The 12542-nt window shown below is 61.3% G+C and carries 11 protein-coding genes; 5 read left to right on the forward strand and 6 right to left on the reverse strand.

Annotated features, from left to right (window positions below; all coding sequences use genetic code 11):
* Positions 1-161: 161 nt before the first annotated feature.
* Positions 162-806, reverse strand: a complete 645-nt coding sequence (locus Q8L25_RS25560) for a transcriptional regulator (protein WP_308922072.1) — start codon at positions 804-806, stop codon at positions 162-164.
* Complete coding sequence (locus Q8L25_RS25565) at positions 803-2026, reverse strand: MFS transporter (protein ID WP_308922073.1); 1224 nt, start codon at positions 2024-2026, stop codon at positions 803-805. Before Q8L25_RS25565 ends, Q8L25_RS25560 begins: the two co-directional genes overlap by 4 nt.
* Positions 2027-2207: 181 nt before the next feature.
* On the opposite strand from Q8L25_RS25565, the gene Q8L25_RS25570 reads away from it, so the two are divergent.
* On the forward strand, positions 2208-3875 hold the full coding sequence (locus Q8L25_RS25570; protein ID WP_308922074.1) for a VRR-NUC domain-containing protein: 1668 nt from the start codon (positions 2208-2210) through the stop codon (positions 3873-3875).
* Positions 3851-6148: a helicase C-terminal domain-containing protein gene (locus Q8L25_RS25575; RefSeq protein ID WP_374694201.1), complete on the forward strand. Its 2298-nt coding sequence runs from the start codon at positions 3851-3853 to the stop codon at positions 6146-6148. The genes Q8L25_RS25570 and Q8L25_RS25575 overlap by 25 nt, the downstream gene beginning before the upstream one ends.
* Here Q8L25_RS25575 and Q8L25_RS25580 read toward each other — a convergent pair.
* From Q8L25_RS25580 to Q8L25_RS25595, 4 genes are read right to left on the reverse strand one after another with little or no spacing between them, the layout of a single operon-like run.
* A complete protein-coding gene (locus tag Q8L25_RS25580) occupies positions 6129-6857 on the reverse strand; it encodes a LytTR family DNA-binding domain-containing protein (RefSeq protein ID WP_308925804.1) in 729 nt (242 codons plus the stop codon). The genes Q8L25_RS25575 and Q8L25_RS25580 overlap by 20 nt on opposite strands.
* Positions 6858-6869: 12 nt before the next feature.
* On the reverse strand, positions 6870-7946 hold the full coding sequence (locus tag Q8L25_RS25585; RefSeq protein WP_308922076.1) for a histidine kinase: 1077 nt from the start codon (positions 7944-7946) through the stop codon (positions 6870-6872).
* A gap of 13 nt (positions 7947-7959) precedes the next feature.
* Positions 7960-8757, reverse strand: a complete 798-nt coding sequence (locus Q8L25_RS25590) for a LiaI-LiaF-like domain-containing protein (protein ID WP_308922077.1) — start codon at positions 8755-8757, stop codon at positions 7960-7962.
* Positions 8747-9130, reverse strand: coding sequence for a LiaI-LiaF-like domain-containing protein (locus tag Q8L25_RS25595; RefSeq protein WP_308922078.1), 384 nt, complete (start codon positions 9128-9130; stop codon positions 8747-8749). Before Q8L25_RS25595 ends, Q8L25_RS25590 begins: the two co-directional genes overlap by 11 nt.
* Positions 9131-9829: 699 nt before the next feature.
* On the opposite strand from Q8L25_RS25595, the gene Q8L25_RS25600 reads away from it, so the two are divergent.
* The 3 genes from Q8L25_RS25600 (at position 9830) to Q8L25_RS25610 (ending at position 12479) form a co-directional block, all read left to right on the forward strand.
* A complete protein-coding gene (locus Q8L25_RS25600) occupies positions 9830-10906 on the forward strand; it encodes a hypothetical protein (protein WP_308922079.1) in 1077 nt (358 codons plus the stop codon).
* 28 nt (positions 10907-10934) lie between these two features.
* Positions 10935-12187, forward strand: a protein-coding gene (locus tag Q8L25_RS25605) for an IS3 family transposase (protein WP_100429696.1) whose coding sequence is annotated in 2 segments (ribosomal slippage) — positions 10935-11214 and positions 11214-12187 — 1254 coding nt in all. Because the reading frame shifts where the segments join, the coding sequence is not laid out codon by codon here.
* A gap of 25 nt (positions 12188-12212) precedes the next feature.
* Entirely contained in the window at positions 12213-12479 is a 267-nt protein-coding gene (locus Q8L25_RS25610) for a hypothetical protein (protein WP_308922080.1), read from the forward strand.
* The last annotated feature ends 63 nt before the right edge of the window (positions 12480-12542 follow it).

Below are 12542 nucleotides of genomic sequence, written 5' to 3' on the forward strand. Positions count from 1 at the left end.
GCGACGCAGACAGTACGCCAGTACGGCAAGGAGCTGCAACGCCGCCATCGGCATTTTCTCAGACCCGCGTCTCGGCCCGCCGTTTCTACGCCTTGTGCTTTTAGATACATCGCACAGTTTAACTTGACGGCATAAGGGCCTGACCACGCAATTTGCGGGTTTTACGTGGTTTTATATATCGGCACGATCCGGTACACGCACCTTCTCCCCCCTTCCAGCAAATACTCGCTGCGCTCCACCATGCAATCGTCGCCCAGCACGCGCTGAAAGATCGCCAGTTCCGAACGGCAGAATTTCTGGCACGCCGTTGCCGCCGCGCAGATCGGGCAATGGTTTTCCACCAGCAGCACGCTGCCGTCCGGCTGTGCCTTGCTGTCGGCCATATAGCCTTCGCCATCGCGCGCCATGGCCAGGCTGGCCACGCGGTCCGACAGCTGCGCGCCGTCATCGATCAGCGCGCGGTAGGCCGCTACGCTGCCCGCCTCGCGCGCGGCGATCAGTTTACCCAGTCCCTCGTCGCCGAACAGCTGGCGCACCTGGCTGATCAGTTCCAGGGTCAGGTCGGCGTGGCGGTCGGGAAAGCGCGCATGGCCGGCGTCCGTCAGCGACCAGCGCCGTGACGGCCGCCCCACCTTGTCGGCCACGTCCTCGAAAGTCACCAGGCCTTTGCCACGCGCCGCTTCGAGCTGGCGCCGCGCGCCCATCGAGGTCACATCGAGCAAGACCGCCAGTTGCTGCGCCGTTTGCGAGCCGCGCATTTTCAGCAGGAACAGCGTCTGTTCCGAGGTGGCCACAGTGGCGCTCATGCCGCCGCCTTCAGCTCCGGCGCATCGGTGGCGTTCAAATGCCGGCGCCAGCCATGCATGCGCCAGGCCGACCAGGCCGCGCACAAGGCGCCCACCACCAGCACCAGCCGCGTGTCAATCAGGATCAGCAGCGAGCCGCCCAGTGCGACGATGATATTGGCGATGCAAAAGGTGGTCGACAGCAAGCCCATCACGGCGCCCTGGCCGTGCGCGCTGAAACGCTCGGCGCACCAGCCTTGCAGCACCGTGTTGTACAGCGCGTTGGGAATGCCGAACAGCACGATGGCGGTAATGCCGACCCAGATATTGCCCATCGCCAGGATGGCGATCGCCAGCGCCACGGCGCAGGCATACCAGCCGGCGCGCAGCAGCGGCGCATGGCGGCTGGGTCCGCCGGCCAGCAGCGAGGTGATGGTCATGGTGCCGCACAGGCCCACGTTCACCCAGGCAATCGCCTGCGCATTGTAGTGCGCCGTTTCAACCAGCCACAGCGGATAAAACTCATAAAAGCTGGCCACGCCGCAGGTCAGTGCCAGTTGCACGATGAACAGGGTGCGCAGCTCTTCGTGGCGCAGCAGGTTCAGCGAATGGCGGTCGCGCGCCACCTGCCACCACGAGGTCGTGAGCAAGGATGGCGTTTCGCGCGGCAAGCCGACCGCCGCCAGCACGGCCACCAGCATCAGCGCGCCGGCGGCGATCCAGAACGGCACCGTCACGCCCCACACCAGGGTGGCGCCGGCCAGGATGGGCCCCACCAGCCAGCCCAGGTAAAAAGCGCCGTTCAGCCACGACATGGCGCGCAGGCGCAGCGGCCCCTGCAACTGGTCGGCCAGCATGGCCCGCGCGACGGCGCCATTGCCTTCGAGCAGGCCGGTGATAAAGCGCGCGACAATAAACAGCGGGTAGGACTGGATCACCAGGGCCCAGGCCGTGATCGCATGGCCGATGGCGGCGCCGACGGCGGTGCGCATCAGCAAAGGACGGCGGCCATAGCGGTCCGACAGCGGCCCCAGCAAGGCCGAGCCGATCAGCAGGCCCAGCGGATTGATGGTCAGCGCCAGGCCGAACAGCAACTTGGACGGCAGCCCCATGAAGTTATTGAAGGCATTCGGCGCCTCGGCCGCGAACAGCGGTGGCAAGATCGGATACGGCAAGGAGGCGCCGATGGTGGACAGCAGGGCCAGCAGGCAGGCGGCGGTGATCAGGATGACATTTTTCATATGCAGAATATACCGGGCGACTTGCAATAAGTAAACAAATTTGATTATTTATCAGTTCCCGCGCAACGCCTGGCGCACCCGCAGGGGAAATCGCTGGGCAAGCGGGCCGACACGGTTTAAACTGTATATAAACACAGTAAAACCATATCCAAGTAACATCAAAGAGCCTGCCTGCCCCATCATGTTGAGAGTCCTGGACAATCCCTTGTACTATCTGGAGAACTTCCAGGGCGTGCTGAACTGGATCAGCGAGCGCTATGCCGATCTGCTGAGCGTTGAAGAAACGCAATTCATCGCGCAGTTCGCGCAACTGCCGCAAGCGTCGCGCGCGCTGTTCGTGCGCCTGGTGATGCGCAAGGGTTGTCTGTTTCGCGCCAGCAAACTCAACTACGCTGAAATCGGCGACACGCGCAGCGCCGCCCTGCCCCTGCTGGCCACCGGCTGGGTGGTGGCGGACCCGGCCATCGATATCGCCACCCTGTTCGAGCTGCTGCTGAAACCCGAACTGCAGCAGGTATTCCTGCTCGCCGGCCCCTTGAAAGCGGCGCGCAAGACGGAACAGCTGGACGCATTGCGCGAGCAACATCCGGGCGAACAGCCGTTTTCCGCCTGGTATCCGGCCTCGAACGACGTGCTGTACAGCATATGCAACCAGCCCCTGTGCGACCGGCTGCGCCTGATTTATTTCGGCAACTACCACCAGGACTGGTCGGAATTCGTGTTGTCCGACCTAGGCGTGTATCAATATGAAAAAGTGGAGTTTTCGCTGGCCTCGCGCGGCTTTCGCACGCGCCAGGATATCGCCCACTACGAAGTGCTGCATCAGTGCCGCGAGCGCTTCAACGACGAGGCCGCGCCCGCCGCCCCCGACGAGGTGCTGCGGGAACTGGCGGCGCTGGCGCCCGTGAGCGACAACGCCTGGCTGGCCAGCCGCCGCGACAAATTGCAATTCCAGATCGCCCAGCAGCTGGAAAAATCGCAGGACTGGCCCGCCGCCTACCGCGCCTACGCCGACTGCCGCTATCCGGGCGCGCGCGGCCGCGCCATTCGCGTACTGGAAAAGGATGAACAGCCGGGCGCCGCCTACGAGCGATTGTCGATCGCCCTGCAGGCGCCCGAAAGCGAGGCCGAGCGCCAGTTGCTGCTGCGCATGGCGCCCCGCTTGCGGCGCAAACTGGGCCACGCGAAACAGGCCGCCACGCCAGCCGCGCCGGTCGAGCGCCTCGATCTGCTGCTGCCCTTCCCGCAAGAAAGCTGCCACGTGGAAGGCGTGGTGCTGCAGCACTTGACGCAGCAGGACGCACCCGTCTATTACGTGGAAAACACCCTGATCAATTCCCTGTTTGGCCTGTTGTGCTGGCACACGATTTTCAAGGCGATCCCGGGCGCCTTTTTCCACCCGTTCCACCGCGGCCCGGCCGACCTGCACAGCGCCGACTTCCATGCGCGCCGCCTGGACGACTTTGCGGCCTGCCTGGCGCAGCTCGACAATGGCGACTACCGCGCCAGCATGCGCGCCACCCATGCCGCCAAGGCCGGCATCGTGTCGCCGTTTGTCAGCTGGCAGGTGCTCGACAGCGAATTGCTGGAGCTGGCCCTGGCCTGCATCCCGGCCACCCATCTGAAAAAGGCGTTTGAACGCATCTTGCTCGACATAAAAAGCAACCGCACGGGATTTCCCGACCTGATCCAGTTCTGGCCGGCCGAACAGCGTTATCGCATGATCGAAGTGAAAGGCCCGGGCGACCGCCTGCAGGACAACCAGCAGCGCTGGATCGCGTATTGCGCCCAGCACGCGATGCCGGTGACCGTGTGCTACCTGCAATGGTCGCAGGCGGTGGCGGCGTGAAGCGATACACCATTGCCGTGCGCGCCCTGTGCGAATTTACCGCGAAAGTCGGCGACCTGGACCTGCGCTTCACGCCCTCGCCCACGGCGCAGGAGGGCATCGCCGGCCACGCCACCGTGACCGGCCGGCGCGACGATGATTACCAGCGCGAAATCAGCCTGGCCGGCGACTTCGGCCCGCTGCATGTGCGCGGCCGCGCCGACGGCTACGATCCGGCCCGCCGCCAGCTGGAAGAAATCAAGACCTACCGGGGCGACCTGTCCACCATGCCGGCCAACCACCGCCAGCTGCACTGGGCGCAGGCGCGCATCTATGGCTATTTGCTGTGCCAGCAACTGAACCTGCCCATGCTGCGCGTGGCGCTGGTGTATTTCGATATCGCCAGCCAGAAAGAAACCATCCTGCACGAGGAATGCACGGCGGAAGCGCTGCGCATCTTTTTCGAACAGCACTGCACCCTGTTTATCGACTGGGCCGAGCAGGAACTGACCCACCGCGACAGCCGCGACCGGCAACTGGCGGCGATGGCGTTTCCCCACGCCGATTTTCGGCCGGGCCAGCGCCAGCTGGCAGAAGCCATGTACAAGGCCAGCAACCGCGGCTGCTGCCTGCTGGCGCAAGCGCCCACCGGCATCGGCAAGACGGTGGGCAGCCTGTTTCCGATGCTCAAGGCCACGGCAGCGCATGGCCTCGACAAATTGTTTTTCCTGGCAGCCAAGGTGCCGGGCCGGCAGATGGCGCTCGACGCCTGCGCCATCCTGAAAAACAGCGCGCCGCTGCTACCGCTGCGGGTGCTGGAACTGAGCGCGAAAAGCAGCGCCTGCGAGCACCCGGACAAAGCCTGCCATGGCGAATCGTGCCCGCTGGCGCGCGGCTTTTACGACCGATTGCCGCTGGCGCGCGAAGTGGCGCTGGCCAGCGGCCTGATACTCGACAAGGAAGCCGTGCGCGCCATCGCCCTGCAGCAGGGCGTGTGTCCCTACTACCTGGGCATGGAACTGGCGCGCTGGAGCGATGTCGTGATCGGCGACTACAACTATTATTTCGACCTCAGCGCCATGCTGTACGGCATGACCCTGGCGCATGACTGGAAGGTCAATGTGCTGGTCGACGAAGCGCACAATATGGTGTCGCGCGCGCGCGGCATGTACACGGCCGAGCTTGAACATATCCAGCTGAAGGGCTTGCGCAAGTTCGCGCCCGAACCGTTGAAAAAACCGCTGGACCGGCTCAACCGCCAGTGGAACGCGCTGCTCAAGGAACAAGGCGAAGACTACCTGGTGCATGCGGCCCTGCCCGACAAATTCTTCGGCGCGCTGCAGGGCGTGGCCACCGCCATCGGCGACTACATGGCCGAGCATGCGGCGTCACTCGATGAAGATTTGCAGCGTTTTTATTTCGACGTGCTGCTGATCAACCGCCTGGCAGAGAGTTTCGGCGACCATTCGCTGTTTGACGTCAGCAAGACGGCCGGCGGCTCGACCATCTGCATCCGCAATATCGTGCCGGCACCGTTTTTGAAACCCCGCTTCGAGGCCAGCCACAGCACGGCCCTGTTCTCCGCCACCTTGAGTCCATGGAATTACTACAACGACACCCTCGGCATGCCGGCCGGCACTGCCTGGGTCGACGTCGACTCGCCCTTCCTGGCTGAGCAGCTGGCCGTGCGCGTGGCTGACAATATTTCCACGCGCTACCAGCACCGCGCCGCCTCGCTGCTGCCCATCGTCCAGCTGATGGCAAAACAGTATGCGGAAGCGCCGGGCAACTACCTGGCGTTTTTCAGCAGCTTCGACTACATGGAAAAGACCGCCACCCTGTTTGCCCAGCATTTCCCGGACGTGCCCACCTGGCAGCAGCCGCGCCGCATGGATGACACGGCGCGCACGCAGTTCCTGGGGCGCTTCGGACTGGAAACGCGCGGCATCGGCTTTGCCGTGCTCGGTGGCGCCTTTGGCGAAGGCATCGATTTACCGGGCGCGCGCCTGATCGGCGCGTTTATCGCCACCCTGGGCCTGCCGCAGATCAACCCGGTCAATGAACAGATACGCCAGCGCATGGGCGACATCTTTGGCGCCGGCTACGACTATACGTATCTGTACCCGGGCATGCAGAAAGTGGTACAGGCGGCCGGCCGCGTGATCCGCACGCAGACCGACAAGGGCGTGGTCTATCTGATCGACGACCGCTTTGCGCGGCCCGAAGTACGCCAGTTGCTGCCCACCTGGTGGGACGTGCGGATCGAGCCGCGAGCTAGCCTTCCAATATCTTGAGCTTTTGATAGCCTGACTTGCTGACCGGAATGCGCGTGCCGTCGTTGAGGATGGCCACATGGCTGTCCCTGGTCGCCGGTTCGATGCGGCTGATGACCTCGATATTGAGCAGGTAGGACCTGTGCACGCGCAGGAACTTTGCGGGGTCGAGCTGGGCTTCCAGCTCGCTCAGGCGCTGGCTTTTCAGCCAGCACTTGCCATCGGCGCAGATGCTGACGTAGTCATCCTGCGCCTCGACATAGGCAATGCTGGCGGCCGGGATCACATGCACCGTGGCGCCATCGCGCGTCAAGATGCGCGACAGGGGCGCGGCCCGTGTCGCGGCTTCGTGCACCACAGCTTGCAAGGCCGCCGCCGGCGCAAGGTGACTGCGCGCATGGGCCAGGGCCTGCTCGAAGCGCTGCTCGCTGTAGGGTTTCAGCAAATAATCGAGCGCATGGCATTCGAAGGCCTTGAGCGCATACTGGTCGTAGGCGGTGACAAAGATCAACCGGGTTTTCGCACCGATCAGCTCGGCCACTTCGAAACCGTCCAGGCGCGGCATCTGTATGTCGAGAAACACCAGTTCCGGCGCCAGCTCGGCGATGGCTTTCACCGCTTCAAAGCCATTCGCGCATTCGGCCACGATCTCGATATCGTCATGGCGCGCCAGGTATTCGCGCAATACGGCACGCGCCAGCATTTCATCGTCGACGATGGCCACCCGCATCTTGCTTTGCATTTATGCTTCCTCCGTGGAACCGGTCTGTGCCGGCATCGATATGCTCACTTCAAAACCGCCGTCCTGGCGCGCCCAGTGCACGCTGGCTTCATGGCCGTAGGCGCCCAGCAGGCGCTGGCGTACATTGTCCAGCCCGACGCCATTGCCGCGCGGCGACAGTTGCTCGTGGTCGACAGGATTGCTCACGCGAATACGCAGCAGGCTGCCCACGCGCCGCGCGTCAACCACGATCACGCCGCCCTCGGTCAGGCCGCAGATGCCATGCTTGACGGCATTTTCCACCAGCGGCTGTATCAGCATGGGTGGCAACAAACAGTCCAGCGCAGCGTCATCGATGGCCTCCTCCACTTGCAGGCGCTGGCCGAAGCGCACCTGCTCGATCGCCAGGAAGTGACGGATCAGTACCAGTTCCTGCGCCACCGTGATGTGCTTGTGCGCTTCCAGGCTCAGGCTTTGCCGGAAGAAACTGGCAAGCTCCACCGTCATGGTGCGCGCGCCCGCCGGATTAATGGACGTCAGCGCGCTGATCGAGTTCAGGCTGTTGAACAGGAAATGCGGATCGATCTGGGTGCGCAGCATGCGTAGCTGGGCTTGCTGCGCCATCAGCTGCGCTTCCAGCCCGCGCTGCTCGGCCGTCTTGGCGCGCACGAATTCGAGCAGCAGATAATGCACGGCGCCGGCCAGGCAATACAGCAATACGCCGAGACCAAAAAACAGCCACAGCAAAGCCGGGTTCAGGGACACGCCCAGCCACGGCACTTCCGGCAGCAGGCTGAGGCTGTTGATGAATTGCAGCAGGGTTGCCCACAACAAGCCGGCAAACAGGGCCGCCACCCCCATCACGCCCAGGATGGCGGCCGGACGGCGGCCATTGAGCGGATAGGCGCGGCACAGGTAAAAGGTGGAAAAGCCCGTGCCGATGGCGTACACCAGAGTGGCAGGCACCACCAGCAGCACGGCGTTGATCCAGCGCACCGGCGCCGCGCGCGACAGCACGAAGGCCAGCGCCAGGCCCAGCGCCAGGCATACCAGGAACGCCACCACGGCGGCGCGCCGTGTCGACAGGGCTGCGGTCATCCGGCGCCCTGGCCTAGTTGCGGATTTCCAGGCCGCCCATGATGGCGTAGCCGCTCACATACAGGCGCTTGTGCTGGTGCGGCGGCACGATGGTTTTTTCTTCGAAGCCGCCGAGGATGGGCGTGCCTTGCAGGATCACGCTCCAGTCGGGCGGCACCTTGATGGTGATGCCGCCGCACAGGGCGAACACATTGAGCACGGCTTCGCCTTCGATCGAGGCCTGGCGCAGGTCGATCTCGCAGCCGGCCATGATCACATTGATGTCGCCGCCGCGGAAACGCTGCGACGACACGCGCCGCACGAAGCCGCCCAGGATGGCGGACACTTCGATGATGCTGTCGTCATCCGCTTGTCCGCTGGCATCGGGCGCCGCCTTGTCCAGCGATACGGCGCCATTGCGGGCCTGGCCGAACGAGTCAGGCTGTGCCGGGCTTTCCTGGCGTGCGGCAAATCGCCGGCGCTGCTGGCGCTGGCGTGTGCCGGGCAGCGACTTGGTCACCACGGCAATACCGATGCCGATGATCACGAGCGGCCACAGCATGTTCCAGCTGATATAGAACAGGCCCATGGCGCGGAAGGTCCAGGTCACGCCCAGCAAGACCATCACGCCGCCCAGCACGTAGCCGGAACGGGTGCGGCTTTGCGAGATTTTCAGCAGGCCGAAGATGATCAGGATGGTCGGCCAGAAACGGAAGGTATAGCGCACGCTGATAAAGCCGAGGTTATCGAGCAGGAACACCAGCCCCAGGCCGATCACCAGTACGCCCAGGATGATCTGCGATGGCGAATCGAGTGGCGGTTTATTTTTCATGTTCGGACTCCCGGTAAGCCATGAAGTGTTTGTTCAGCAAGGGTTCGAGCACCATGCCCACGCCCCAGGCGATCAGCAGGGCGGGCCAGCTGTTGTAGAAACTCAGGTTCCACAGTTCTTCGTACGACACATACCACCAGGCGGCGAAAAAAATCAGCCACAGGCCACTCAAGACCTGCTTGGCCGAGACCGGCGCCACCAGCTTGTTGATGCCGAAAAGCACCATGATCACCGGCCAATAGTGCCATAGCTGGCGATAGTCGCGCAGATAGATGATGTCGAGCCGGTCGAGCAGGAAGACGGCGCCGACCACGATCAGCAGCACGCCCCACAGCAGCTGGCTGCGGCGCCAATAAGCTTGTTCAGATTTCACGATGCCCCCTGGTTGTTGGTTGATCGTAAAGATACGCGGTGGCGCGCGAAAAGGAAACGCCTGTTCGGCGAATGGCGGACGGGGATCGGTGAATGGCGCAGAAGACAAAAAAAAGGCCGGCTGAGCCGGCCCTGAAGGGGTCATTCAAAACAGACGCCGGAGAAAGCGATATCAGGCGTGGCGTCTGATCACAACATCCACGCGCTGGAAACTGGTGCCGATCCTTGAGGCGACCGGCTGACCTGCTGGAAGATCGAACATGCCGCCAACCTCACGGCAGTGCGCCTCAACCAAAGCGTAGCCATCTTAACCGCCATCTCCGCCATTCACCGTTCGCCAGCGCACATAACGCACGCTTTCTGAGCTGTATCAATAAGATGGCTTGAGCCATATCGTTATACACATTTTTCCACCGATAAAATCAATGGCTTGACGCTTCCCTGCCTCTGCTTTCAAGGCGTGCGCTGATAACTGCACGGCAAACATTTCAAGTCAGGCCACCGGATTTTCGCCTAATTTTCAGGCAAAAACTGCGCAAAACTCCGATTCGCGGTAAATGAGCGGACATCAGAAAAAGATCTGTAAAACGCTCGGGTTCGAGCATGGCCGGAATCTCGCTCATCGCTACCGCCAACTCAGCATATTTTAGAGGCATCTCTGTTATTATCGCTCGTCATATTATTAGCTACCCGCGCGACCATGCCAAACTTCTCACATTATGTCAGCGAATTGATAAAATTCTGGAATGATCTGGGATGGCTTGCCAATTTTCTGGCATTCGCCGCGATCATGTTGCCAGCAAGAGGCAAAATCAAAGCAATGATGAGCCGGCGGCGCCAGAAGAGGAGGTATGCTGCCAATAATAAAATGAACAGTGCATCTTATCTGGAATGGATGCAACGCGCCATATCAAAAATCTATGCAGGCCGCGAGCTTGTTTCGCTGTATGGCAAAAAACATCCCGCAATTATTCTCAGGCCGAGTAAAAAATTTCTTTATCCATTCAGTGATCTGTGTCATTTAGCATCCACGGATATCAAGCCCTTGCGCTTGAGTCGATTACAAAAGGATTACCTGCGCTTCCTCGGCGATTCGGTCAAACGACCAAAGATGAAGGGATTCGCCACCAAGGAAATTTTGCTGGACGAACGCGGAAAGATCGTCGCCGTGCACGCACAGGCAACAAACTATCAGCAGAATCTTGTTACGGCGCACATTCTGGAATGGGAGCTTTTCAAGCGTTACAAAAAAAATGCAGAAATCACCGACGACATCCTGTCGGAATTGAAGTTACGTTCGGCATATCACGGAGGCCAACCACCACTTCAAGCCGTATTGAAGCCATGCGACGCTTTCCCGTTAATCAGCGTTCAAGCACTGGTGATCTACAAAGACTACAAGGATCCCAACAACGTAATGTGGAAGGCGATCGTTGCGCAACGCGGCGAGAATGTGGCGATCAAGCCGGAGCTGTGGCAAATCCAGCCAGCCGGCGGCTTCGAGGTCTATGGGCACGAGGATGATGATCTTGACATACAGCTCAGACAAGGCTTTGATGTCCGTGCCGCGCTATTCAGGGAGTATGCGGAGGAGCTATATAACGTCGAGGAACTCAGCTTTCGCAGTGACGGAAGAGATTCCGGCAGCATTCTGGCGGAACCCCATATCTCACAGCTCATCACACTTATAGGCGATAACAAAGCGAGCATGGATTTTCTAGGCATCATCACCGATTTGACCACTATAGTGGATCCCGAATCTGAGACGATGGTTTAAGCTGTGGTCCGTGAAAGGATGACAGCAAATGAGTGAAGGTAAAAAACGTCGGGTACACACGGCCGAGTTTAAGGCCAAGGTCGGTCTGGAGGCCGTTCGCGGCGTCAAGACGGTGACGGAGATCGCGCAAGAGTTCGGCGTGCATCCGGTGCTGGTGGGCCAGTGGAAAAAGGAAATCCTGGAGAACGCCGGCGCGCTGTTCGACACCAAGCGCGGCCCCAAGCCGATCGATGAAAGCAGTCCCGAGGACAAACTATACGGCGAGATCGGTCGGCTGAAGATGGAAGTGGACTGGCTTAAAAAAAAGCTGGGGCCGTGAGCCAGGAGGCGCGCTTGGGCTGGATCGAAGCCGGGCACGAGAAGCTGCCGCTGACGCGCCAATGCGAGCTGGCAAGCGTGCCGCGCGCGACGGTGTACCGCCGGATCGACGCGGCATCCCGGCAGGCATGCGAGGACGAGAGCGACCTGAAGCTGAGCGCGCTGATTGACGAGGAATACACCAGTCGGCCTTTTTATGGCAGCAGGCGCATGGTCGTGTTCCTGCGCGCGACGGGCCATGTAGTCAACCGCAAGCGCGTGCAGCGTCTGATGCGCGGCATGGGGCTGGCGGGCATGGCGCCGGGGCCGAATACGAGCCGAGCGCATCCGCAGCACAAGGTCTATCCGTACCTGTTGCGCGGTGTGCCCGTGACGCGTCCTAATCACGTATGGTCGACCGATATCACCTACATCCGGTTGGCGCGGGGCTTCGCGTATTTGGTGGCGATCATCGACTGGTACAGCCGCAAGTTGCTGTCCTGGCGCCTCAGCAACAGCATGGACGCGTCGTTCTGCGTGGACTGCCTGGAGGACGCCTTGCGCCAGCATGGCAAGCCGGAGTTGTTCAACAGCGATCAGGGTTCGCAGTTCACCAGCACGGCCTTCACCGACGTGCTCAAGCGCGAAGGCGTCGCCATCAGCATGGACGGGCGCGGTCGGGCGCTGGACAACATCTTCGTCGAGCGGCTGTGGCGCAACGTGAAGTACGAGGATGTGTATCTGAAAGGATACGCCAATATGGCGGAATTGACGGTGGGCCTGGCGCAGTATTTCGCGTTCTATAACGCTGAGCGGCCGCACCAATCGCTGAGCTACCAGACGCCCGACCAAGTCTACCGCGACGGGGTTGGCGGCGGTGCGCTGATCGTCGACCGGTTTGGTGACGACAAGAAGAAGTCACAGGAAGAGAGCAATACGGGTCAGCGCCGAGCAGCTGGAGCAGTGGAAACGGGCACAGCTTAAATTAGTCGGGAAAGTGTCTTGACTGATGGATCCACTTTACACATTGCGCCATGAGCTGTCGTTTTTGATTGTCATCGATGATCCAGATTACTGCCGTTATCCCATCATCGGCAGTTCCGAGGCAAAAAGAATGTTCAGTCTCAGCATGGCCGAGTTAAAAACGACATTTTCAAACCAGAATGTGAATTCAAGCAGTGCTGGCCTGCTGCAACTGGCGATCGAAAGCGACAGACTGAAATCGCTCGGCATTTCCTCGTTGCTCGAGACTGCCGACGCGGGGACGCCCGGATAAGGCCGCGTTGTTCTTCGATCCGGACGACATTGAAGCGGCCTATCTGCTGCGGGAAAAACAGCC

It is taken from the genome of Janthinobacterium sp. J1-1 (assembly GCF_030944405.1).
In the GTDB taxonomy this organism is placed as follows: domain Bacteria; phylum Pseudomonadota; class Gammaproteobacteria; order Burkholderiales; family Burkholderiaceae_D; genus Janthinobacterium.

Coding starts and splice junctions, on each gene's coding strand:
- Q8L25_RS25560 (WP_308922072.1), bottom strand. CDS start 806: ATGAGCGCCACTGTGGCCACCTCGGAACAGACGCTGTTCCTGCTGAAA.
- Q8L25_RS25565 (WP_308922073.1), bottom strand. CDS start 2,026: ATGAAAAATGTCATCCTGATCACCGCCGCCTGCCTGCTGGCCCTGCTG.
- Q8L25_RS25570 (WP_308922074.1), top strand. CDS start 2,208: ATGTTGAGAGTCCTGGACAATCCCTTGTACTATCTGGAGAACTTCCAG.
- Q8L25_RS25575 (WP_374694201.1), top strand. CDS start 3,851: ATGGTCGCAGGCGGTGGCGGCGTGAAGCGATACACCATTGCCGTGCGC.
- Q8L25_RS25580 (WP_308925804.1), bottom strand. CDS start 6,857: ATGCGGGTGGCCATCGTCGACGATGAAATGCTGGCGCGTGCCGTATTG.
- Q8L25_RS25585 (WP_308922076.1), bottom strand. CDS start 7,946: ATGACCGCAGCCCTGTCGACACGGCGCGCCGCCGTGGTGGCGTTCCTG.
- Q8L25_RS25590 (WP_308922077.1), bottom strand. CDS start 8,757: ATGAAAAATAAACCGCCACTCGATTCGCCATCGCAGATCATCCTGGGC.
- Q8L25_RS25600 (WP_308922079.1), top strand. CDS start 9,830: ATGCCAAACTTCTCACATTATGTCAGCGAATTGATAAAATTCTGGAAT.
- Q8L25_RS25610 (WP_308922080.1), top strand. CDS start 12,213: ATGGATCCACTTTACACATTGCGCCATGAGCTGTCGTTTTTGATTGTC.